21 protein-coding genes are annotated in these 22,112 nt (G+C 45.9%); 11 read left to right on the forward strand and 10 right to left on the reverse strand.

Features of this window, described 5'->3' with window-relative positions:
* Nucleotides 1-179: 179 nt before the first annotated feature.
* On the reverse strand, nucleotides 180-1,124 hold the full coding sequence (locus J3A84_RS09565) for a hypothetical protein (RefSeq protein ID WP_207599804.1): 945 nt from the start codon (nucleotides 1,122-1,124) through the stop codon (nucleotides 180-182).
* A gap of 3 nt (nucleotides 1,125-1,127) precedes the next feature.
* Nucleotides 1,128-2,387: a PQQ-dependent sugar dehydrogenase gene (locus tag J3A84_RS09570; RefSeq protein WP_207599805.1), complete on the reverse strand. Its 1,260-nt coding sequence runs from the start codon at nucleotides 2,385-2,387 to the stop codon at nucleotides 1,128-1,130.
* A 267-nt stretch (nucleotides 2,388-2,654) separates the two neighbouring features.
* Between J3A84_RS09570 and J3A84_RS09575 the strand changes: the two genes are divergently transcribed.
* Both J3A84_RS09575 and J3A84_RS09580 read left to right on the forward strand, forming a co-directional pair.
* The gene (locus J3A84_RS09575; RefSeq protein WP_207599806.1) at nucleotides 2,655-4,106 is read left to right on the forward strand and encodes a YfcC family protein; all 1,452 of its coding nucleotides are present in this window, start codon (nucleotides 2,655-2,657) and stop codon (nucleotides 4,104-4,106) included.
* An 11-nt stretch (nucleotides 4,107-4,117) separates the two neighbouring features.
* Nucleotides 4,118-5,467 (forward strand): M20/M25/M40 family metallo-hydrolase, encoded by a 1,350-nt coding sequence (locus J3A84_RS09580; protein WP_207599807.1) that lies wholly within the window; start codon nucleotides 4,118-4,120, stop codon nucleotides 5,465-5,467.
* A gap of 102 nt (nucleotides 5,468-5,569) precedes the next feature.
* Here J3A84_RS09580 and J3A84_RS09585 read toward each other — a convergent pair whose 3' ends face one another.
* Complete coding sequence (locus tag J3A84_RS09585; protein WP_207599808.1) at nucleotides 5,570-6,520, reverse strand: DegV family protein; 951 nt, start codon at nucleotides 6,518-6,520, stop codon at nucleotides 5,570-5,572.
* Nucleotides 6,521-6,731: 211 nt separating this feature from the next.
* Nucleotides 6,732-7,532: a hypothetical protein gene (locus J3A84_RS09590; RefSeq protein ID WP_207599809.1), complete on the reverse strand. Its 801-nt coding sequence runs from the start codon at nucleotides 7,530-7,532 to the stop codon at nucleotides 6,732-6,734.
* Between the two features lie 249 nt (nucleotides 7,533-7,781).
* Here J3A84_RS09590 and J3A84_RS09595 point away from each other — a divergent pair, with 249 nt between their 5' ends.
* A complete protein-coding gene (locus J3A84_RS09595; protein WP_207599810.1) occupies nucleotides 7,782-8,693 on the forward strand; it encodes an SMR family transporter in 912 nt (303 codons plus the stop codon).
* 88 nt (nucleotides 8,694-8,781) lie between these two features.
* Here J3A84_RS09595 and msrA read toward each other — a convergent pair whose 3' ends face one another.
* Nucleotides 8,782-9,471, reverse strand: coding sequence for a peptide-methionine (S)-S-oxide reductase MsrA (gene msrA, locus J3A84_RS09600; RefSeq protein ID WP_242694135.1), 690 nt, complete (start codon nucleotides 9,469-9,471; stop codon nucleotides 8,782-8,784).
* Nucleotides 9,472-9,823: 352 nt separating this feature from the next.
* Between msrA and J3A84_RS09605 the strand changes: the two genes are divergently transcribed.
* Nucleotides 9,824-10,063: a hypothetical protein gene (locus J3A84_RS09605; protein ID WP_207599812.1), complete on the forward strand. Its 240-nt coding sequence runs from the start codon at nucleotides 9,824-9,826 to the stop codon at nucleotides 10,061-10,063.
* 30 nt (nucleotides 10,064-10,093) lie between these two features.
* Here the strand turns inward: J3A84_RS09605 and J3A84_RS15465 are convergent, their stop codons facing one another.
* Genes J3A84_RS15465 through J3A84_RS09620 form a run of 3 tightly spaced genes read right to left on the reverse strand, consistent with a single transcriptional unit; the run spans nucleotide 10,094 to nucleotide 12,193 of the window.
* Nucleotides 10,094-10,987 (reverse strand): oxamate carbamoyltransferase subunit AllH family protein, encoded by an 894-nt coding sequence (locus tag J3A84_RS15465; protein WP_207599813.1) that lies wholly within the window; start codon nucleotides 10,985-10,987, stop codon nucleotides 10,094-10,096.
* On the reverse strand, nucleotides 10,987-11,610 hold the full coding sequence (locus tag J3A84_RS09615; RefSeq protein WP_207599814.1) for a TetR/AcrR family transcriptional regulator: 624 nt from the start codon (nucleotides 11,608-11,610) through the stop codon (nucleotides 10,987-10,989). Before J3A84_RS09615 ends, J3A84_RS15465 begins: the two co-directional genes overlap by 1 nt.
* Nucleotides 11,594-12,193: a TetR/AcrR family transcriptional regulator gene (locus tag J3A84_RS09620; protein ID WP_207599815.1), complete on the reverse strand. Its 600-nt coding sequence runs from the start codon at nucleotides 12,191-12,193 to the stop codon at nucleotides 11,594-11,596. Before J3A84_RS09620 ends, J3A84_RS09615 begins: the two co-directional genes overlap by 17 nt.
* 253 nt (nucleotides 12,194-12,446) lie before the next feature.
* On the opposite strand from J3A84_RS09620, the gene fdrA reads away from it, so the two are divergent.
* From fdrA to lepB, 6 genes are all read left to right on the forward strand, one after another.
* Nucleotides 12,447-13,979, forward strand: a complete 1,533-nt coding sequence (gene fdrA / locus J3A84_RS09625) for an acyl-CoA synthetase FdrA (RefSeq protein ID WP_281069632.1) — start codon at nucleotides 12,447-12,449, stop codon at nucleotides 13,977-13,979.
* Entirely contained in the window at nucleotides 13,972-15,387 is a 1,416-nt protein-coding gene (locus J3A84_RS09630; protein WP_242694137.1) for a YlbE family protein, read from the forward strand. The genes fdrA and J3A84_RS09630 overlap by 8 nt, the downstream gene beginning before the upstream one ends.
* Nucleotides 15,388-15,411: 24 nt before the next feature.
* Nucleotides 15,412-16,665 carry a dicarboxylate/amino acid:cation symporter gene (locus tag J3A84_RS09635; RefSeq protein WP_207599817.1) on the forward strand — a complete coding sequence of 418 codons (1,254 nt, stop codon included), beginning with the start codon at nucleotides 15,412-15,414 and terminating at the stop codon, nucleotides 16,663-16,665.
* A 57-nt stretch (nucleotides 16,666-16,722) separates the two neighbouring features.
* Nucleotides 16,723-17,937, forward strand: coding sequence for a dicarboxylate/amino acid:cation symporter (locus J3A84_RS09640; protein WP_207599818.1), 1,215 nt, complete (start codon nucleotides 16,723-16,725; stop codon nucleotides 17,935-17,937).
* A 20-nt stretch (nucleotides 17,938-17,957) separates the two neighbouring features.
* The gene (arcC, locus tag J3A84_RS09645; protein WP_207599819.1) at nucleotides 17,958-18,890 is read left to right on the forward strand and encodes a carbamate kinase; all 933 of its coding nucleotides are present in this window, start codon (nucleotides 17,958-17,960) and stop codon (nucleotides 18,888-18,890) included.
* A 320-nt stretch (nucleotides 18,891-19,210) separates the two neighbouring features.
* A complete protein-coding gene (gene lepB / locus J3A84_RS09650; RefSeq protein ID WP_207599820.1) occupies nucleotides 19,211-19,777 on the forward strand; it encodes a signal peptidase I in 567 nt (188 codons plus the stop codon).
* Between the two features lie 174 nt (nucleotides 19,778-19,951).
* Here the strand turns inward: lepB and J3A84_RS09655 are convergent, their stop codons facing one another.
* Nucleotides 19,952-20,107 (reverse strand): zinc-ribbon domain-containing protein, encoded by a 156-nt coding sequence (locus J3A84_RS09655; RefSeq protein WP_207599821.1) that lies wholly within the window; start codon nucleotides 20,105-20,107, stop codon nucleotides 19,952-19,954.
* Nucleotides 20,108-20,306: 199 nt separating this feature from the next.
* On the reverse strand, nucleotides 20,307-20,465 hold the full coding sequence (locus tag J3A84_RS09660) for a zinc-ribbon domain-containing protein (protein WP_031574354.1): 159 nt from the start codon (nucleotides 20,463-20,465) through the stop codon (nucleotides 20,307-20,309).
* A 428-nt stretch (nucleotides 20,466-20,893) separates the two neighbouring features.
* Here J3A84_RS09660 and rsgA point away from each other — a divergent pair, with 428 nt between their 5' ends.
* Complete coding sequence (rsgA, locus tag J3A84_RS09665; protein WP_242694139.1) at nucleotides 20,894-21,964, forward strand: ribosome small subunit-dependent GTPase A; 1,071 nt, start codon at nucleotides 20,894-20,896, stop codon at nucleotides 21,962-21,964.
* Nucleotides 21,965-22,112: the final 148 nt, after the last annotated feature.

The following is a 22,112-nucleotide window of genomic DNA, read 5'->3' on the forward strand; positions in this document are numbered from 1 at the left end:
TAGCGGCCAACTAAAATTTTATCATAGGAGTTTTTGTTCTTGAAGCTTAAGCTGATTTTGTCCACCTGCATAGCAGGTGGTTTATTTGTTTCAAATTAACCATTTGAAACGCACTAAAGTGACACAATACAAGAAGAGCTTTTCCGATGATGAGTCGGATAAGCTCTTCTTCATTTGAATCAGATCTTATGTCCATAGGCTTTCAATATGCGCAGGCATCTAAGAGTGTTGAACCGTCCGCGTCTTCCTTCTTCCAGAGGAAAATGGACACTTCCTGAATAGGAGGGGCCTCTGGGGAAGGTGCCGTCTTTCCGCTGTTTCTCCATAAGGAGCAGAAGCGCTTCCTTCATCCTTGCATCATAGGGAAGTGTTGCATCAGCAAAGTGATACAGTGCCCGGTGGATGTCATATTTCCAACGGGTGGGGAAGGCGAGAAGTAGAAACTTCGGATCGATGATCTCACCAGTCCGGTCGGACCGGAACAGGTGGTGCATCAGAAGAAATTCTGAGGCTTTCTCCATGGCTGTTTCCACATCCTTCAGTCTATGGGTGTAGCCTCTTCGACGGTATTCCAGAAAGCCCTCCAGCACACTGATGGTGGTATGCATGGAGCCATGATGGACCTTGTTCCGGTTGAATCGGCAGTTGAAGCCTCCGTCAGGGAGAAGAGATGAGAGCAGCTGGTCCACAAGGGGAATCAGCAGCTGCTCCTCTACACCGAAATAGGAGGCAAAGTTGAGATACATGCCGTTGACGCACAGATCGCTGAGCTTATCGCTGCTGATGGCGATGCCGCCATCCCGGGCCCGATGCTCCAGCAGGATGTTTCTGGCTGGAATCCGGGCTCTTTCAGTATCTTCTGGAATCTCCAGATACCGAAGATCCAGCAGGGTGTAGTGGGTGCTGGTCCATTTTCCCACATAGTGGCTCTGCCCGAAGCTACCGTCTTCATGCTGCACATCAAAGAATTTTTTTCCGAAACCTGTCAAGAGCGTTTCCTTCTGAAGGTCTTTGAGTGTTTCCTCTTCTTCTTCCAAAAGGTATTTTCTCGTCTGATAGGCGATGGAGGGGTCTCCTGTAAGCAGAAAATCCAGTACACTTTCATTCAGCTCAAACTTCTTCATATTCTATTCCTCTTCTTTCAGGGTATAGATTCTGCCCTGGAAATCCACGATGTAGAGTTCCCCCTGATTGTCTAAACCGAAAGAGGAAATCATGAAGTCCGTGTCAAGAAGTGTATGGTTTTCCGCCTGATTGTTCGGATCCAGCCAGAGTGCCCAGATGGTCCCGGATATGAAATCTCCATAGATATAAGCGCCCTGAAGGCTTTCCATGGCGTCTCCGTAATAGGTGAACCCGCCGGTGATGGATCTGCCTTCCGAATGCGGATACTCATAGACCGGAGGAATGTGATCTATTGGTGGTGCCCCATCCTTGTAGGGTCTGGTTCCCTCGAAGCGGTTCCATCCATAATTTCCACCCGAGACGATGAGATCGATCTCTTCGATTTCTCCCTGGCCTACATCCGCCGCTACAAGAAGATCTTGTCCTTCATCGAAACTGAACTTCCAGGGATTTCTGAGACCATAGGCATAGATCTCGGGTCTGGCTTCCTCTTCGGAATGAAGCAGTGGGTTGTCTGCTGGAATCAGATAGGGCTGATCCTCTGTATCCACATCGATTCTTAGGATTTTACCAAGATAGCTTGTGAGATTCTGCGCTTCGTCATTGGGGTCTCCACTGGAACCGCCATCTCCAGAGGAGATGTAGAGGTATCCGTCGGGTCCGAAGAGAAGCGTGCCGCCATTGTGGTTGCTGTAGGGCTGGCTGTAGGTCAGAAGCATCTTTTCTGAAGCGAGGTCCACAGTCTCCCTGTCGCTGCTATTGAATCTGGAAATCACGGTTTCGCCTCGTCTTGTGTAATTGACGAAAAGGAAGCCGTTTTCTTCGTAATCGGGATGAAAGGCCAGACCCAGTAGGCCCATTTCCTGACCGCTGGTGTCCACAAGCTTCGTAAGATTCAGAAACGGTGTTTTTTCAGAGTCAGGTTTTTTAAGGTTTAAGAGATAAACCATTCCTTCTCTTTCCACCACATAGATGCGTTCATCAGAAAAGCCGTCAGAAACCAATGCTAAAGGCTCCTGGAAGGAAGCGGAGGGGAAGGTGTCTTCTACTCTGTAGCGGGCAGGACTGAATTCATCCGGCAGGATAAAAGGATTCTCCTCTTGTGGCTTTTCCTCCGCAGGCTCTTCCGACACAGGTGGTGTTTCGGAAGGGGTCTCCACGGGCTTCTCCATCACAGGGTCTGTCGGAACCGGCTCTTCTTCAGGATCTATTGTGCAGGCAGTCAGGATCAGTGCCAACAGCAAAATCATCAGTTTTTTCATGGTCCTTCACTCCTTATAAATGAAAAGAATTTTCAGATAACTTTTATGTAGCCTGATTGTAGCAAAGTTCCCGGCAGTTGTAAAATCCATTGCGACTGCGATCTCTGCGTAAAACCAATCTTTTGGCGGATGGATTCATGAGGGGATGCAGGCCTCTAAGGCATCGGAAGGTCATGGTCAATCTTCGCGGATTGTGCTAAAATTCTGAATATAGAGCAAAAAAAATCAATGCTGAAGATCAATGAATGCGAAGTGAGGTGCAGCATCATGAATGAAAAATCCGGAATCACCATTTCGAAGAAATCATTTTTCTCATCCGTCACGATTCTTGGCGTGCTTATGGTCCTGGCAGGGGTGCTCACAAGAGTCATCCCGGCAGGGGTTTATGAGCGCGTCATGACTGAGGGGAGAGAATCCGTTGTTCCGGGGTCCTTCCAGTTCATCGGGGAAGTGGACTACCCTCTCTTCAGGTGGCTTACTGCTCCCGTGGAAGTGCTTTTCGGATCTGACGCGGTGACCATCATCGTCATCATCCTGTTCCTTCTGTTCATAGGATCCTCCTTCCGGGTGCTGGATCGAAGCGGAATCCTGCGCTACATCATGGAGTCCATCGTGAAGCGCTTTGAGAAGAGGAGATATCTGCTCATGGGGATTCTCATCCTTTTCTTCATGCTTTTCGGTTCGCTCTTCGGCATTTTCGAGGAGCTCATTGTCCTGGTACCCTTGGCGGTGACCTTGTCCTATTCCTTCGGATGGGATTCTCTGGTAGGTCTTGGCATCAGTGCCATGGCTTCGGGTTTCGGCTTTGCGGCAGCAATCTTCAATCCCTTCACCCTGGGTGTGGCGCAGACCCTTGCGGACCTTCCGCCCTACTCCGGAACGCTCTATCGGGTGCTGATCTTTGTGACCATCTATCTGATTCTATATGGATTTCTCTATTTCTATGCAAGAAAAATTGAAAAAAGGCCTTCTGCATCGCCGGTCTATCAGGAGGACCGTGCTGTGAAGATGCGGTTCAATCTTGAGGAGAAGGAATCTCTTCTGGGCAAGGAGAAGCTGAAAAAAGCGGTGAAGATCTACGTGGCCTTCCTGGGCCTCATGATCGGAACCATTCTTCTGGGATTCTTCATTCCTTCCCTTTCTCTTCTCACGCTGCCTCTGGTGGCTGTGATTTTCCTTGTGGCAGCGGTTCTGGGTGGCATCATCAGTGAGTATGCAGAGTTTGCAGATCTTCTGAAAGATCTCTACAGAGGGCTATTCTCCATGCTTCCTGCGGTGGTCCTCATACTCATGGCCATGAGCATCAAACACATCATGACGGAAGGCCGTGTCATGGACAGCATTCTCTACTATGCATCAGGGTACATGGAAGGACTCAGTCCCAATCTGGGTGTAGTGGGTCTTTACCTTTTGATTCTGGTCCTGGATTTCTTCATAGGATCCGGTTCAGCCAAAGCGTTCCTTGTGATGCCCATCGTACTGCCGCTGACCGACATCATCGGCATCACCAGACAGACCACCATACTGGCCTTCTGCTTCGGAGACGGGTTCAGTAATCTTCTTTTTCCCACCAATCCCACACTGATGATCGCTCTGGGGCTCACGGTGGTGAGCTATCCGAAGTGGATCAGATGGTCCATAAAGATCCAGCTGGTGGTGTTTCTTGTGACAGTAGTGTTTCTATTTCTGGCCAATAATTTCGCTTACGGACCGTTTTAGGAGGAACAGGCATGACAGCAGCAGACAGAAGCAGAGCAGCAGCGCACCTTTCGAAGGCGCTGACCTACCGCACCATCTCTTTTTCTGAAGAAGACCTTGCGGATGACAGCGCCTTTGAGGCATTTCTTTCTTTTCTAGAAAGAACCTATCCCACGGTCTACGAAAGGATGAACGTCACTCTCATCAATAAATACAGTCCGGTTTACCACCTGAAGGGAAGGCAGAAGGGGAAGCTCCCCGTTCTTCTTCTGGGGCACTATGATGTGGTGCCCGTGGAAGAAAACACGATGACGGATTGGAAGAGAGATCCCTTCGGTGGAGAAGTTCATGAGAGTCATATTTATGGAAGGGGTGCCATGGACGACAAGAATCAGGTGATCTCCATCATGGAATCTCTGGAAACGCTTCTTCACGAAGGATATGAACCGGACAGGGATATTTTTGTGGCTTTCGGCTTTGACGAGGAAGTCGGTGGAGAGCAGGGCGCCAAGGCCATCGCGAAGTATTTCGAGGAGAAAGGTCTTCGCTTCCATCTGGTTCTGGATGAAGGCGGCGCAGTGGTTCTGGATACGGTGGAAGGGGTGAAGACGCCCCTGGGTCTCATCGGTGTTGCGGAAAAAGGTTCTTCCATGATCCGGATCACCGCTTACGGAGATGGAGGACATTCCTCCATGCCGAAAAAGGGCTCTTCTGTGGAGGTTCTCTCCCAGGCGGTGCTGAATCTCATGCGAAATCCCATGAAACCCAGGCTCACTCCACCGGTGAGAGAACTGTTTCATGGCATGGCGCCGTTTCTGGGCGCAAAGGGCATTCTTTTGCGTCACGTGGACTGGACGTTTCCAGTGCTTGCCAGGATTCTTTCCTCCAGCAGTGTCATGAATTCCATGGTGAGAACCACCATGGCCATGACCATGGCAAAAGCCGGATCCGCCATGAATGTGATGCCTCAGGAGGCATCGGTCTATGTGAATGTGCGGATTCTGCCAGGGGACACCTTTGAGGATGTGCTCCTTCATATGAAGACGGTGAACAAAGACTTGGATCTGTCCTACGAAGTTCTTGTGAGAGAAGAGGCCTCGCTCATCTCTCCCCATGAGTCGGAAGCTTTCAAAGCCGTGGAGCGCAATGCGCTGAAGGTGCATCCGGATGCCAAGGTGCTGCCGTACCTCATGGCTGGTGGAAGCGATGCGAGAAAATATGAGAAGCTTTCGGATCATATTCTGCGCTTTTCCTGCGTCAGAATGACCAGTGCGGATCTGGACTCCATTCATGCCACCAATGAAAGAATCCATGTGGATCAACTTTTCGGCATGATCCGATTCTACGTGGAGCTTCTGAGGGATTACGAGACATCCGAGTGATCAGCTGTAGCATCCGAATTACAGGGAATTCTGCAGCATAATAAGAGACCTGGTCCTTTTCAAAGACTTGCTTTGAAAAGGACCAGGTCTTCTGTCTGCGGATCACTTGTTGGAGAATTTCTTCAGAAACTGATTCTTTCTTTCCATGAGGGCTTCCACTTCATTGATCAGCAGATTGTCCTTATGGTGTCCGGTCTCCATGAAGAAGAGGGAGAGTCCGCCGGGACCCACGTGGGTTCCTACCGCAACGCCCATCTGCATCATGTAGATGTCGCCTTTGAAGGAGGTTTCTTCCAGAAACTTCGTTTTCAGGTTGTCGGCATAACTCTTGTCAGTGGTATAGCCGATGATGATGAAATCCGTCAGGGCTTCATCGTTTCTTTTGTTGAATTCGTTTATGTAGTGGGACAGTACTTTTCTTCTTCCTCTTTCTTTAGCCACGATGGAACCTTTTCCTTCCTTCATGGACATGATGGGCTTCAGCTTCAGCATTTTGCCGATGATGGCGCTGGCACCGGAAAGTCTTCCGCTTCGGATGAGATGGTTGAGATCGTCCACTGTGAGAAAGTGCTTCACGTTGGTCTTGTAGGTTTCGTTGAAATCCACAAGTTCCTGGAAGCTTGCACCTTTTTCGCGAAGTCTTGCACTCTTCATGAGCAGCCATCCGCTGCCATGGCTCATGGACTTAGAATCCACCACATGAATCTTCACGGCAGAATCAGGAAACTCCTCATAGAAGTAATCCTTGGCAAGGACCGCGGACTGATAGGCGCCACTGGTTCCGCTGGACATGCAGATGCAGAGGATTTCATTATGTCCGGTGGTGACGGCTTCCTTCATGATGTCCAGATAGGATGCGGGGCTGGGCATGCCGGTGGTCGGTGGATTCTCCAGATTCTCCATCATGCTGTAGAATTCATCCGCCGTGATGTCCACCCGGTCCAGATAGGTTTTACCGTCCATGGTGACGGTGAGGGGCGCGATACTGATGTCATATTGCTTCAGAATATCATCTGAAAGGTCGCAGGTTGAGTCTGCCATTATTTTAATCATTATTTTCCTCCAATGAGGGCATGGAAAGATTACGTATTCCATTGACTGCCCTGATGTTAATCTTTTACATTATACGTCAATGTCCTTAATTATCCTATAACTTTTTCCGAACATCTAGCCCTGATGAAAAAGATCGGGTAGGGTGTTACGCACTTGAAGGTATGTGCATGCTGATGCATCTTGTGAGAAGGTTTGGAAGGAGAGGAAGAAATCATTGATTCTGAACGGTCTTTCTGCCGATCAGAGGGTATACGGCAACCGCTGCGAGTACGGAGTAATAGATGATGAGGTTATTCAGGCTTATTCCAGGGAACAGGTAAAGCAGGAGAACAATAAACGGGAAAATCCTCTGGGTGAAGTTCATTCTCTTCACATGTACGGGTGTTCCTCTGTCATCCAGGACTCCGGCAATCCTGCTGGAAGGGGTGAAGGCAGGAAACAGAATGAGCACCGACATCAGCAGGAGCTCAATCCTGGGGGAAACAAAAGGCTCTGAAATGGAAAGAAAATTGAAGTAAAAGCTTTCCATGAGAAAGACTGCTGCGGCAAGAAGGGAAAAAACCAGTGATGTGCGGGGTTTTTCTTTATAGAACAGGAGAGAAACGGAAGCGATGAGAAAGGGAATCAGGTAGATGCTGTTTTCGCTGCGGACAGATAAGTATACGCTGAATCCGAATACCACGATAAAATCGACTAGTGTGAGGCTTTTACCGCACACGCCGCTGATCATTCTCAGAAGCAGAATAATCCAGAAGAGGGCGAGCAGATTCAGACTTTCAAAGTAGAACAGGTTCACAAGGCTCAGCGCAGCACTCAAAAAAGCGGAGTATTCATGTTTCGGGTCCACTTCTCTTGTGAGCGCCCATGTGAGGAATATGCTGCCTGCTAAGGAGATCCCTGAAGAAAGAGATCCTGTCATGAAATAGCCGATGATTCCTACTATGATTGAAAACATGAGTATGATTCTATTGGTGGTATAATTGAGATCCACTTTTCTGACTAATGTAAACATCCATTTCACTCCTGACTTGCATCATATTAACTATAAGTATAACATTAGTTTCTTCTGGAACCTATGGCTTTCATCGGAAGCGGAGGATCACCAGACTATAAGATTGAGATGAATGGAGCGCAGCTATACTGAAGAGAGAAGCAGCCTGTTGGACAATTAAGAATTCAGTGCAGAATAGAAGCAGACTGGACAAGAGAAAATGGTATAATCAGTTCATGGATCAAATTAGAAGGTCACTCTGGAGGAAACATGATTTATTTAGCTTTGGCAATCATCTGCAGCGCATCCATCGCGCTGATTTTCAAGTATTCTGAAAGCAGCAATACCAACAGATATGCAATCACCACCACCAATTACTTCACCGCATTCATGGTGAGTCTTCTCATGATTCTTCTGAGAGGCTTACTGACAGGTGTAGAGAAGGAGATCCCCTTCCTGGAGGATTTCAGTCTGGTCTACTCAGGAAATCAGACGCTCCTGACTCCCTATGGCAGCATGCTCTGGGGAGTTCTCATCGGATCGGTGGCAGGAGCGTTCTTTTTCCTGTCCTTCATCTACTATCAGAAAAGCGTGAAGGAATATGGCGTGGGCATATCGGGAACCATTGCAAAGCTGGGTATTCTGATTCCCATGCTGTTTTCGGTCATCGTCTGGAAAGAATTTCCCACGGCCATCCAGGTGGTGGGCATCGCATTGTCCCTGGTGTCCATCCTTATCGTGAATCTCTCTCCGAAATCCCTGGAGAAACTGGATTTCAAACCGATCATCATGCTGCTCTTCGTCTTCGGGGGACTGGCGGAATTTTCAACGAAGATCTACCAGAAGTATGGACTGAATGAGTATAAGGACATATTTCTTTTTGCGGTGTTTTTTGTGGCCTTTTCCATCAGCGCTTATTATACGGTGAGGGCAAAAAGAAAAGTCACGAGGAAGGATCTCCTGACGGGCTTTGCTGTGGGGATTCCGAATCTGTTTTCCTCCTATTTCCTCATTCTCTCTCTGGATACGATCAACACCTCTGTGGCATTTCCTGTCTACAGTGCAGGGAGCATTGTACTGATCAACATCGGCGGGTTTCTTCTGTTTCGTGAGAAAGTGGCCAGAAAAAACCAGGTGGCGATTCTCCTGACCGTCATAGCCCTTGTGCTGATCAATCTGTAGACCATGAGACCTTGAAAGAGAAGGAGTAAAGACCGATGAAGCATATTCATCGGTCTTTACTCCTTCTCTTATAGGGTTCATGATTCATTCAGTCTTCATCGGAAGGTTCTGACTCATAGGTTCTTTCATCCAGGGAGGGGTCTCTTTCCACGCCTGTTTCCGCTTCGTACAGATCGATGTGGCAGTATCCGTTCACATTCTTCTGCAGATAATCCTGATGATAGTCTTCAGCCACATAGAAATTTTTCATGGATGTGACTTCTATAGCGAATTCTTCATCGTATTTCTTCTGTTCCAGTGCCAGTACTTTTTCGATGACTTCAATCTGGTTATCATCCACATAGTAGATGCCGCTGCGATACTGATTGCCTATGTCGTTACCCTGCCTGTCTACGGAGATCGGGTCTACGACTTTGAGGTAGTAGAGAAGAAGATCTGTCAGGTCTATTTTACTCGGATCATACTTCACCTCTACGGTTTCAGCGAATCCGGTGTCTTTACTGATGACGTCCTCATAGGTGGGGTTTTCCGTATGCCCGTTGGCATAACCGGAAACTGCATCCACGACCCCATCGATTCTCTGGAAATATTCTTCTACGCCCCAGAAGCACCCACCGGCCAGATAGATGGTTTCTACATCCTCTTCATTATAGTCTTTCGTTAGGCTGGTACTTAAGGTGCCAGGCGCAGAAGAAGGCGTATTTCTGCTATTCAGGCTGGCCAGGAGCAGAACTGTGCCTAATACAAGGAATGTAAGTACGATATATGTGCTTTTCATCATGCACCTCTTTCATCATGGCTAAGGAATCCTTCTTCATGTATACTGACGCTGGCAAATTCTCTGCGCAACGGATGAAATGAATGAAAAACCTGATTCGATATCCATGATACTTATGGAATGTGGATTTCTACACGTATTATTACGGGTATTATATCATGCTTATCAGTTGAGGCTGATGTATTAACACGTTATGCTATATTAAAGGCAGATAAAGGCAGATAAAGGCAGATAAAGGCAGATAAAGGCAGATAAAGGCAGATAAAGGCAGATAAAGGCAGTATTTCCTGATTGCTGAAAGTGCCTAGACGGACTGTATGAAATCTGAGCGTGTAATCAGGAAGATAAGAGAGTGAACGAGCCTGCAAAAGCTTCCCCCCTAGGATCTTCATGGGAAGGGGCTGGTCCATTTTCCCGGAGGGAACGCATCAGGTTTTATATTGAGCCGGAAGGGGGGTTCAGAATTCAGATAAACATAGCGGAGAACAAGACGTCCAAAGGAACCATACAGTTTCCAGTGAACAGACCACTTCAGGAAGACCTCATCAGGGAGATAGTGACATACCGGGCATTGAATCAGAATAATAAATGAACACCAGAAATGCTTTTTCTGGTGTTCGTTTCATCGATAATCAGAATATGGATTGAGTTCCGTTAGAAGTCTTATTCCAAATAGAATTCCATTCAAAGAATCTGAGCCGGAGGTATGTCCAATATTCAGTATCCTGTTCAGTGCATGATGGATACGATCGAGATTTTGAGATTGGAAAGCATCGTAAAGTTCAAGAACAGGTTGAGCAAACCGGTGCTTTACAGCACTTTGAAGAAAAGACGCAGAAACTCTATTTGTCGCATGTCTTTTCCTTTCAGTAAGTTCAAGCAGCTCTCGATGAAAAGACAGTTCGCAGTGGTTGTCAAAAAATGCAAAAACTGAAATCAAGCCAACAAGAAAATCATCCATGGAAGGAGTAAGGCCGTTTCCCAGTCCAATCAGTGAAGTTATGGGATGGGCTAATTTTGATAGAGATACACCTTCCAATTTACTGCGGATGAATTTCTCCAGGTCAGATTGCTCTATGGCATGAAACATGAGACCTGTCTTGTGAAAAGTGATATTCGATGCAAAATCTCTTAGTCCGGATGGGAATTCTTCTTTTTTGAGCACCATAGTGATCATAAGTGCGAGATTTTCAAGATCAGGTATCAAAATTGTATTTTGCGTTGAAAGCGAACTGGAGTAGATTGCGGTGCTCTGTAACTGCCCGATTAGTGCTGCTTTACATTCATCAATGGATGTTATGACATTCGTTGTGAGCTGGTATTTGAACTGATCAAAAGAATCGGAGTCTTCCATGACGACTGCAAATGGCGTTAGAGGGATATTCTGTTTTTGGACAGAGAAAAGGCCCATATCTGTGTCAATATTTACAATGTCATTATGAGAAGACAGGAGATGGAATCTCTCAGCATGGGTTAGAATGAAGTGCGCTGTCTCAGAAATTCTACTTATATTCACTATTTCCAATCCTCAGGACTGTTTGTCACATCAAATAGTTTCAGTAAAGCTTCCACTTTGAGTTTCCATCTTTCTATAATCTGTTTACTTATGGAATCATCAAGCACTTCGATTTTTTCAAAGGTGGTCATGAATATCACATCCTGTACAACGGAAGACAGAAAAATCTCATTGAATGTATCAGCTGAAAGAAGGCTCAGTTTCCCTCGCATGTTCATTTCATCCAGATATTTCTTCAGAAAATCCTTCAGGTCTGGATAGATTAGAAACTCATAGCCTAGTATCTCGCTTATCTGAATGGCGTTGGACAGATAGATTCTGGTCAGATGAATGTTCTCGAAATAGAAGTTTAAAAAATGCCCTGCAATCATAGTCAGATCTTCAACGGCATCATCAAAGGTCAGGGTGGATAGGATCGGGTTCTGTTTTAGGGTTACATTGCTTCCATATTTCGACAGCACATGAAGATAGAGATCTCTTTTGGTCTTAAAGAGCCTGAATATGGATGTTTCACTGACCCTGGCGTTTTTTGCGATTTCTGAGGTTCTGGTTTCATGATAACCTTGCTCGGAAAAGGACAGCAGGGCGATTCTTTCAATTCTTTCTTCAATGGTTTCTTTCATTGCTTTCACCTCTCAATAAATCCGAAAAGATATCGGTCAGATGAGATACACGGTTTTCTAATTCACCCTCATCATCAGAACTTTCCTTTCGAATCAGATAATCGAAGGCATCAACAAAAATTCTGCTGTAGATGAAGTCAATGACGATGTTGGCGTCGGCTTCCCTGATCATATTTCTGCTCTGCATTCCCTGCAGATAGTGGCAGAAAATATTCTTCTGATCGGCGAGTTCTTTCTCTATGTTTTCCAGAATCTCCTTTTTCACCAGGGATATCTTCACAAGAAGTCTGTAAGAAGGGATAAGCTCCAAGGACAGAATGAAGATGACTTCAATCATTCTGTGCAGGTCTGTCCAGAGATCCCCGCTGTAATCCATGATATCGAAATCAACAGACATCACTCTTCTCAGATTGTGTTCAATGGACGACTGGAAGAGGGTTTCTTTATTTTTAAAGTTTCGGAATAAGGTGCTTTCATTGACTTCTGCAGCCTCAGCGATTTCTGCTGTTTTTGTGGCTTTATAGCCTTTTTCCATGAATTTAATATACGCCGCTTCTATGATTTTCTGTATAGTATCATTCATATCGTTCTCCTTTACGCTCATCATCCTGTTTATTATAGCAAATTTTACTCGGTTGTTTCTCAAGAAAAGGCTTCTACCTCTCATAATTTGTGCGGTTCAGATTTGGGTCAATGAAGATGATAACGATTTATTGTTGACAAGATATCACTTGTTCCATTATGATTGGAGTAGTTACTTGCATGATAGAATTATACGACATGCAGTGATTAAAGTAAATACTTTTAAAGGGGTGGATATAGTGTCAGTTATGGGAATGATTAAGAACAATGCTTATTATGATTCAGTTACTTTGATGCAGGTTTCTCGTGCGGTTGAAGAAAGTGAATTCGTAAAGAAAGCGATGATCAGTATGGGAACTGATATGAACAAGGAACTGCTGAAGGCGGCAGGGCTTTTAGACAAATTATTTGAGGCGGCAAAGCCGAGTGACCTCATCATAGCGTTTGAGGCGGATGAGCATGCAGACATCGAGCAGATTTATCAGATCATTGAAGATAAATTGAACGAGAAGGCGAAAGATGACAAGGAAGAGGAAATGCCTCCGACTTCATTGTCTTCCGCAGTAAAGAGATATCCTGAACTGAACCTGGCAGTGATTTCCGTGGCGGGAGTCTACGCGGCAGCAGAAGTGAGAAAGGCACTGAACAAGAATCTCAATGTGATGCTGTTCTCTGATAATGTGAGCCTGGAGGATGAAATCGCGTTGAAGAAACTGGCCCATGAAAAGGGACTGCTGATGATGGGTCCTGATTGCGGTACAGCCATCATCAATTCAGTGGGGCTCTGTTTTGCAAATAAAATCAGAAAAGGTGACATCGGCGTTGTAGGAGCATCAGGTACTGGAACCCAGGAAGTGACTGTTCTCATTGATAAGATGGGCGGTGGAGTGACACAGGTCATCGGAACAGGAGGAAGAGATCTTTCCATAGAAGTAGGTGGCATCATGATGTATGACACCCTGGAGGCACTGGATCGGGATGAGAAGACAGATGTGATCGTACTGATCTCCAAGCCACCGGTGGAAGAAGTGGCTCAGCGTATCATCAAACGTGCAGAAGAGTCGAAGAAGAATATCGTCATCTGTTTCATCGGTAAGGATAATAATGAGTCTGCAGGGAATATTCACTATGTACCTACACTCGAAGAGGCGGCGAGAAAAGCAGTCCAGCTCTCATCCTCAAGCACATACAAGGAACTGGTAGATGCATATGACAGTGACGCTCTGATGGAGAACGTAAGACCACTGCTACAGGAGTCTCAGAAGTATGTCAGAGGTCTCTACTGTGGAGGAACTGTTTGTGATGAATCCGCAGGAATGTTTGATAAAGCGATACCTGGGAAGGTATTCAGCAATGTAGGAAAGGTAAGAAGACTGGAAGATGCAGGAAGGAGCACGATGCACAGCTTCATCGATTTAGGGGATGACGAGTTCACTGTGGGCAGACCGCACCCTATGATCGAGCCAAGTCTTCGAAACAGCAGAATCATCCAGGAAGCCATGGACGAAGAAACCGCCATCATTCTCTTTGATGTGGAACTGGGATACGGTTCACATAGAGATCCAGCTGGAGAAGCCGTCGCTGCGGTAAGAGAGGCTAAAAAGCTCCTGGCGAGTGAAAACAGGAACGTAATATTTGTTGCATATGTTTTAGGGACAGAAGACGATCTGCAGGGATATCACAGACAGATGGAACTTCTCAGATCGGAAGGTATCATCCTGGCCAGCAGTAATGCCAGAGCAGCTGAACTGTGTCTGAAACTGATAGGAGGCATGAGTAATGAATAAGATAAACGAACTGTTCAATTCAGAGCTGAAGGTTGTCAATTTAGGTATGGATCTGTTCAAGGAGGACATCTCTCTTCAGCATACAGATGCGGTTCAGGTGAAGTGGAATCCTCCTGGCGGAGGAGATCCTAAGCTGATAGAGGCTCTTGGCAAACTTCAGGACAATGAGAAAGTGGATCAGGCAAATGATCAGGCACTGGATATCATGATGAATTCCAGACTGGTGCTGCGTGGGGTTGCTCGAGCCATTGATGTGGTTCCAGGCATGACGCCGAAGACCATACTCCATGCAGGTCCGCCTATAAAGTTTGAAGATATGCCTGGGCCCATGAAGGGAGCTGTAATCGGTGCACTGATTTTCGAAGGACTGGCCGAGGACCCTGATAAAGCGGTGGAACTGGCGACTTCAGGAGAGATCATATTTGATTCATGTCATGATCATCAGATGGTTGGTGCAATGACCGGCGTTACTTCTGCCAACATGATTGTCCATGTGGTCCAGAATGAAACCTATGGCAATTTCGGATATTCAACGATTCATGAAGGTTCCGGATATACAGTCCAGAGATATGGTTCCTGGGATGAAGGAGTCATCAGGAGACTGAAATGGCTGGAAAGTGAATTCAGACCGGTGCTTAATGATGCCATTGAAAGGTCGGGCGGTATTGATGTAGGCGCCACCATTGCCCAGGCACTCCATATGTCGGATGAATGCCATAACAGAAACAAGGCTTCCAGCATTCTCTTCTATAGACAGATTCTTCCGTTTCTTCTGGATACTGACTATGATAAAGATGTGATCAAAAGAGTGTCGGAGTTTATCAACAGCAATGAACACTACCATCTGAGCATCACCATGGCGGCAAGCAAAGCACAGCTTGATGCGGCCACCGGTATCGAACACTGCTCCATCGTTACTGCGCTTAGCCGTAACGGAAGCGAGTTCGGAATCAAGGTTTCAGGATTAGGAAAGGACACCTGGCTGACTGGAAAAGCCCAGCTGGTGGATGGGCTGTTCTTCCCCGGATATTCACAAGCGGATTCGACCCCGGACATGGGAGACTCTTCCATTGCGGAAACGGCTGGTTTGGGCGGGTTCTCACTGGGAAATGCTCCAGCCATCGTACAGTTTGTCGGTGGTACCGTTGCGGATGCCCTATCCTATGTCAAGAAGATGTATGAAGTGACTTGGAGTGAGAACAAGAACTATACCATACCATTTCTGAACTTCAGGGGAACCCCTGCAGGAGTGGATATCAGAAAAGTCATTGAGACTGGAATTCTTCCCATCATTACTACAGGTATTGCACATAAGGAAAGAGGTAAGGGTCAGATCGGAGCAGGCATCGCCAATCCTCCGATGGAGTGTTTTGAAAAAGCCATCGTCAAATTAGCTGAGAAAGAATAAAAATAAATATTTAGGAGTAAAATGATGACAAATTCAAGAAAGAAAATCAAGTTAAGCACAAAAATGATTGTCGCATCTGTTCTCGGTATTGTATTCGGACTGATCTTTGGACCGGCCATGGGCAACATCAAATTTCTGGGAGACATTTTCCTTCGACTCATGCAGATGTCCGTGGTGTTTCTTGTCATGGGCGCCATCTCTGAAGCCATAGGCAGCCTGGACATGAAAGACATCGGGAAACTGGGTGGAAAGACCATAGGACTTTTCGTTGTTTCCACACTGTTCGCTTCCTTTGTCGGCGTGATTCTTTCCATCATCATCCGTCCTGGCGTGGGTGTCACCGGTGTGGAAGCGGCAGCGTACGAAGGTACACTTCCTGAAGGAAACCCGCTGGATCTTCTGGTGAACTTCTTTCCTAAGAATATAGTGGAATCCATGTCTTCCGGTGCGATTCTTCAGGTGATCGTATTCTCGATATTCCTGGGCCTGGCCTTATCCATGATGAAGAATGAAAAACACGGCGAAGCGATTCTTGGTCTCATCAAAAGCTTCAATGTTGTGATCATGCAGATCATCAAGATCATCATGAACTATGCGCCTGTTGGTATATTTGCTCTTGTAGCCTCCATCACAGGTACATCTGGAATCAATATGCTGGCAGCCCTCGGGAAATTCCTCATCGCACTGACGGTAGGATGTCTGGCTGTACTTGCGCTGATGATTCTCATAACTTCAGCCTATGGAAAACTCAATCCTTACAGACTGTTCAAGAAGCTCAATAATACCATTGTGGTAGCAGTGACCACAACCTCTTCAGCGGTATCTCTTCCAGTTCAGATGGAAGACGCGGAGCAGAGAATAGGCGTCAGCAGAAGAGTGTCAAGACTGGTCAATCCTCTAGGCATGAATCTGAACAGCCATGGTCTTGCCATCACCGTTGCAGTGGCATGTGTCACAGTGGCGCAATTCTTCAATATTGAGATGACACTTTCCAACTACATTCTATTTGGTGTCATGTCTACCCTGGCTACATTCGCGAACCTGGCTGTTCCAGGGGGGGCTCTTGTAACCATGGCCATCGGATTCCAGATGGCTGGTCTGCCACTGGAAGGGGTCGCCATCATGGCTGGTGTGGACTGGTTTGCAGGAATCATCAGAACCCTTCTGAATGTCGTAGACGATGTACTTATTTCAGTTATTGTTGCAATCAGTGAAAAGGAACTGGATATGGATGTATTCAATTCTGATGAACCGGTGATGATAGCAGAAGTGGAATAATGTGAACAGGACAGTAAAAACTTTACTGTCCTGATTACTCATCCTGGGAGGTGTATCTTGAAGAAAATCAACTTCAGTCTACAGATTGTCATTGCTACAGTTCTGGCCATTTTATCTGGGCTTGTATTTGGAGAAGCCATGGAGAAAATAAGTTTTCTGGGAGACATTTTTCTTCGTCTGATTCAGATGTCTGTAGTGCTTCTTGTGATGACGGCGATCATAGAATCAGTCGGCGCCATTGAACCTGGAGAATTCGGAAAAATCGGACTCAAAGCAATCATTCTTTTTGTTATTACTACGGTATATAGTGCGGTGATCGGTGTCTTCGCGGTGAATATGATCAAACCGGGAGTGGGGGTCATTGGCGTGGAGCCTGCCGCGTATCAGGGAGAAATCTTCAATATCAGGATTCAGGATCTTATTACAAGCTTCATCCCCAGAAATGTGTTTCAGTCCATGGCCGAAGGGAATATGATTCAGATCATCGTTTTCTCCATATTTTTCGGGATGGCAGTTTCACTGCTGAGAAAAAAGCATAAGGAGCCTGAAATCTATCGGGTGGTAGTCAGTTTCGGGAAAGTGATCATGGAGATCATAAAGAAAATCATGCTCTTTGCTCCTGTGGGTATCTTTGCCTTATTGAGCAGTATTACGGGTAGCATGGGTACCGCAATCATCATGCCGCTTCTGAAGTATCTTTTTACCATGTTCTTCGCTACTTTTTTCATTTTCACTACATTTCTGATTCTGGTTTCTCTTTATGCTAAAGTGAATCCATTCAGACTGATCATGAAAATGAAGGACACCATTATTGTTTCCGTGACGACCACATCTTCAGCCATCTCGCTGCCGGTGCAGATGAGTGACTGTGAGCATAAAATCGGCATCAGTTCAAGGATATCGAAACTGGTCAACTCACTGGCCATGTCACTGAACAGTGATGGACTGGCACTGACCTTATCCATATCCACCATCACCATTGCCCAGTTCTTCGGCATCGAGCTGAGTCTCCAGCAGCAGATTGTCATTGTTGCGGTGTCCACCCTGAGTACATTGGGGAATCTTCTGGTTCCGGGGGGAGCGCTGGTTGCCATGGCCATCGCGCTGAATATGACTGGGCTTCCTTTAGAGGGGATTGCCCTCATTGCTGGAGTAGACTGGTTTGCCGGAATTGCAAGAACGCTTTTGAATGTAATCAACGATGTGCTCTGCACATTTTATATCGCGGTCAGTGAGAGGGAGTTTGATAGAGAAATATTTGATAAAAATTAGACTGATAGGAGAGTAGGAAATTGGGGAATAAAATAGTAGTTGCGCTCGGAGGAAATGCTCTGGGCAACACGGTGAAAGAACAGCTGGAACTGGCATCGGTGGCGGCCAAATCCATTGTGGATCTGATGGAAACAGGCCACGACATCATAGTGACCCACGGGAATGGTCCTCAGGTCGGAATGATCAGTAAGGCCATGAACTATGCGTATGAGAAAAATATTATTGGGACGGAATTACCCATGGCAGAGAGTTCAGCGCTTAGTGTGGGCTATATCGGATTCCATCTGCAAAATGCCATTCAGAATGAACTCAGGAAAAGGGGCATGAATAAAGGGGTGGCCTCTGTGGTCACTCAAGTGTTGGTAGACAAAGAGGATGGTGGCTTCCGAAACCCCACAAAACCCATCGGTGCGTTTGTTGCCAAGGAAGAAGCGCAGATGTTGGAAAAAGAGACGGGATATAAGTTTGTTGAAGATTCAGGCAGAGGGTACAGACGTGTCATCGCCTCCCCGAAGCCCGTGGACATCATCGAACTCGAATCCATTCGAAATCTCAGTGATCATAGTGTGGTAATCGCCTGCGGGGGCGGCGGTATACCTGTCATTGAGGAGAATGGTAAGCTCATAGGGGCAGAGGCTGTCATCGATAAGGATCTGACCTCAGCTTTGCTGGCTAGACTCATCGATGCAGATGTGTTCATTATCTTGACAGCAGTGGAACACGTAGCCATCAACTTCAACCAGCCGAACATGAAGAAGCTGGAGGTCATCACGCAGAAAGAGCTTAAAACTTACGTTGGGGAAGGTCATTTCGCTGCAGGGTCGATGCTTCCGAAGGTATTGGCTGCAATGGACTTTACCGGGAGCGGGAAGAACAAGAAAGCAATCATCACATCCCTTGAAAACTCGTCTAGAGCACTCAGGGAAAACGCTGGTACCATAATCATCAGTTGATCCACAATAGAACCATGAGTGCTGTCAGTTCCTGACGAATACTCATGGTTTTATTGCGGAATGACCTATACAAGGTTATTTTGCGATTTAGACCGAAAATAGGAAGATGACAAGGAAATATCCCCTCATATGAGATGAATCGATGCAGAGAGATTACTGTGGAACAGGACGGGGGGTGCATCAGAGAGAGGGCTCATGAAAGATGATGTGGTCCTTACATTCTAGCTGTTAATCAAGTATAATAGTAATATGTTGAGAAGCATAATATCTGTTGCTATTAGGCGAGGACCAGGATTCAAGCTGGTCTGACAGGAGGTAAAATGAACACTGAATCAGATGAATCCCATGGGAAATTCAGAAGTATCGTCGCCGAGTGGATGAAATCCATGATCGTCGCTCTATTGACAGCTCTGTTTGTCACAACATTTCTTTTCAGCACTGCAGTGGTGAAAGGGAGCTCCATGTATCCGACGCTTGAGGAAAATGATCGTCTGATTGTGAAGAAATATGAAACGCTGTTGAAAACTGAAGAGTACAGAAGAGGGGATATCATTGTGTTTGAGTCTCCGCTTGAATATGAGGAGAAGTATTTCATCAAAAGAGTCATAGGTCTCCCTGGAGATCGGATTACCATCTCAGATGGTAAGGTCCATGTAAATGATGAGATCATCGAAGAAACCTATACTGATCAGAATGCATTTACGGAAACTCTGTTTTTCGGGGACGATTATATCGTTTCAGAAAATGAGATATTTGTCATGGGAGACAACAGACTTTCCGGAAAAAGCCATGACAGCAGAAGTTTCGGGAGCATCTCCATAGATAAGATTGAAGGGAAGGTCCTGTTGAGAGTACTTCCTCTTGATAGAATCGATAGTGATCTATGAGTGCGTGATCCTTATAAGCATATGAGCTTATTTCAGATCTTACGGGTATGATCCAGCAGAAATGGAGTGTTCCGGAATAACAAGAAGGCAGCTTCACATATAGGAAACTGCCTTCTTGTGCTTTAGCACATAAAAATAAAGCAGCTGCTTATGCAACTGCTTTGTCTTTTAAGATTATCTGTTAAATCTTTCTGCTTTTCTTGCTCTTCTGCAATCTGGGCATCTAACAGGATCGTTTTCGAATCCCTTTTCCTTGTAGAATTCCTGCTCACCTACTGTGAATACGAATTCGTTGTTGCAGTCTCTGCATGTGATCTTCTTGTCTTCCATTGATTTTTTCCTCCTTAGAAACAGACATACATAATTCTCTGACGCTAAGGCGAAATTGAAATCTTTGTAATGTGCTGTATAATTTTTTTTGTTCCGTTTACCGGACTATGTCAGTATAACATACTCTCAGGGATAACGCAAATGCGATTCCCTTGATAAAATAAAAAGCAGCTGCCTAAGCAACTGCTGATTTACCAGATTATCTTCTGTTGAACTTTTCGTTCTTTCTTGCTCTTCTGCAATCAGGACATCTTACTGGTTCGTTTTCGAATCCCTTTTCCTTGTAGAATTCCTGCTCACCTACTGTGAATATGAATTCGTTGTTGCAGTCTCTGCAAATGATCTTCTTGTCTTCCATTGATTTTTTCCTCCTTAGAACAGCTATCCTTGAAATTTCCTGCCCCCTAAGGTGAAAGTAAATCTTCTCGTTTAGTACTGTTATTTATGTCCCTTTGTTAGGACTAGTTCAGTATAACAGATTGATTCGGAAATAGATATAAGGATGGAGAGATATGCAACTATGGCTTTTTATTGGGATAAATGATGCCATTTCAATTGATAAAGTCATGTTAATTTACGAAGTAGGATGATATTTCATGAATTTTCTATGCAGAGAACTGAAAATGTATTATGATTTGAGTGGATCGAAAAATAGAAGTGATCCAAATAATAGGCAAAGGAGTGGTACTTTATGATAAAGGATATTGCAGCAGGAGAAAGAAAGCCAGCGGGAGGATCTGCCTATTAAAAAAGCAGCCTCCAAGTAAACACATGGAGGAAAAAGTATTGAATACAAGAATGGAAAATTTAGGATTTACGGAAAGGATCCTCATGGAAGCGACGCTTCATGAGGGCCTATATCTTGGAAGAGTCATCTCACAGTCCAAAGATCTCTACAGGGTTGCAATGACAGATGGAGAACTCTATGCAGAGGTTTCGGGAAAGATGCGCCATCAGGCGGCATCGGTACTGGAATTTCCTGTGGTGGGGGACTATGTCATGGTGGACAGGGAAAGTGACGAGAAGGGCAATGGCATCATCCATGAGATTCTGCATCGAAAGAGCCTCTTCGTCAGAAAAGCTGCAGGGAAGACGCAGAAGCCTCAGGCGGTAGGTGCGAACATCGACACGGTATTTCTCTGCATGGCACTGAACAATGACTATAACCTGAGAAGACTGGAAAGATATTTCGCGGTGGCCCTGGACAGCGGCGCAGCGCCGGTCATTGTCCTGACGAAATCGGATCTCTGCGGGAATCTGGAAGAAAAGAAGATGGAAGTGGAAAAAACCGTACTGGGATATGATGTACTGGTGACCTCCGCTTATGTGGAAAACGGTCACGAGATTCTGAAGCCCTATCTTTCTGCCGGAAAGACCGTGGCTTTTATCGGCTCTTCAGGGGTGGGGAAATCCACTCTCATCAACAGACTGCTGGGAGAAGAAGCCATGGAGACCCAGGGGCTTCGCAATGATGACAAGGGAAGACACACCACAACGTCAAGGGAACTCTTTCTTCTGCCGGAAGGCGGTGCTGTTATTGATACACCGGGCATGAGAGAGCTGGGCATTGATCATGCGAACATCGAAGAGTCCTTTGAGGACATCTCGGATCTGGCCCTGCAGTGCAGATTCCATGACTGCCGTCATGAGAAAGAGCCTGGATGTGCCATCAAAGAAGCACTGGAAGAGGGAAGACTCGACAGGGCACGCTATGAGAACTATCTGAAGCTCAAGGCGGAGAATAAATATGAAGGGTTAAGTTCCAGACAGATCGAAGACCGGAAAATCAAGGAAATGTTCGGCGGAAAGAAGGAAATGAAGAAACTCCGAAAAGAGTTCAAGTCCAAGAACAGATGAGAAGCCTTGAGGTCTCTGAATCGGAAAATCTCAACTGAATAAGGATGAGAAGGTGTATGAAGAATCATATGCCTTTTCTTCTTTCGCAGGTATTCTTTCTCCTTTCGCGCAGCAAAGGGAAGCTGCGGGAAAGGTATGATATAATCAG

The organism is Proteiniclasticum aestuarii (genome assembly GCF_017368455.1).
Lineage (GTDB): Bacteria > Bacillota > Clostridia > Clostridiales > Clostridiaceae > Proteiniclasticum > Proteiniclasticum aestuarii.

What these genes read in the sequence shown, in the direction of transcription:
- J3A84_RS09575 (WP_207599806.1), top strand. Translation starts at nt 2,655, where the DNA reads ATGAATGAAAAATCCGGAATCACCATTTCGAAGAAATCATTTTTCTCA.
- J3A84_RS09595 (WP_207599810.1), top strand. Translation starts at nt 7,782, where the DNA reads ATGATTTATTTAGCTTTGGCAATCATCTGCAGCGCATCCATCGCGCTG.
- J3A84_RS09620 (WP_207599815.1), bottom strand. Translation starts at nt 12,193, where the DNA reads ATGAATGATACTATACAGAAAATCATAGAAGCGGCGTATATTAAATTC.
- J3A84_RS09630 (WP_242694137.1), top strand. Translation starts at nt 13,972, where the DNA reads ATGAATAAGATAAACGAACTGTTCAATTCAGAGCTGAAGGTTGTCAAT.
- msrA (WP_242694135.1), bottom strand. Translation starts at nt 9,471, where the DNA reads ATGAAAAGCACATATATCGTACTTACATTCCTTGTATTAGGCACAGTT.
- J3A84_RS09565 (WP_207599804.1), bottom strand. Translation starts at nt 1,124, where the DNA reads ATGAAGAAGTTTGAGCTGAATGAAAGTGTACTGGATTTTCTGCTTACA.
- fdrA (WP_281069632.1), top strand. Translation starts at nt 12,447, where the DNA reads ATGATTAAGAACAATGCTTATTATGATTCAGTTACTTTGATGCAGGTT.
- J3A84_RS09660 (WP_031574354.1), bottom strand. Translation starts at nt 20,465, where the DNA reads ATGGAAGACAAGAAGATCATTTGCAGAGACTGCAACAACGAATTCATA.
- J3A84_RS09585 (WP_207599808.1), bottom strand. Translation starts at nt 6,520, where the DNA reads ATGATTAAAATAATGGCAGACTCAACCTGCGACCTTTCAGATGATATT.
- J3A84_RS09590 (WP_207599809.1), bottom strand. Translation starts at nt 7,532, where the DNA reads ATGTTTACATTAGTCAGAAAAGTGGATCTCAATTATACCACCAATAGA.
- J3A84_RS09615 (WP_207599814.1), bottom strand. Translation starts at nt 11,610, where the DNA reads ATGAAAGAAACCATTGAAGAAAGAATTGAAAGAATCGCCCTGCTGTCC.
- lepB (WP_207599820.1), top strand. Translation starts at nt 19,211, where the DNA reads ATGAACACTGAATCAGATGAATCCCATGGGAAATTCAGAAGTATCGTC.
- J3A84_RS09635 (WP_207599817.1), top strand. Translation starts at nt 15,412, where the DNA reads ATGACAAATTCAAGAAAGAAAATCAAGTTAAGCACAAAAATGATTGTC.
- J3A84_RS09655 (WP_207599821.1), bottom strand. Translation starts at nt 20,107, where the DNA reads ATGGAAGACAAGAAGATCACATGCAGAGACTGCAACAACGAATTCGTA.
- J3A84_RS09580 (WP_207599807.1), top strand. Translation starts at nt 4,118, where the DNA reads ATGACAGCAGCAGACAGAAGCAGAGCAGCAGCGCACCTTTCGAAGGCG.
- J3A84_RS09570 (WP_207599805.1), bottom strand. Translation starts at nt 2,387, where the DNA reads ATGAAAAAACTGATGATTTTGCTGTTGGCACTGATCCTGACTGCCTGC.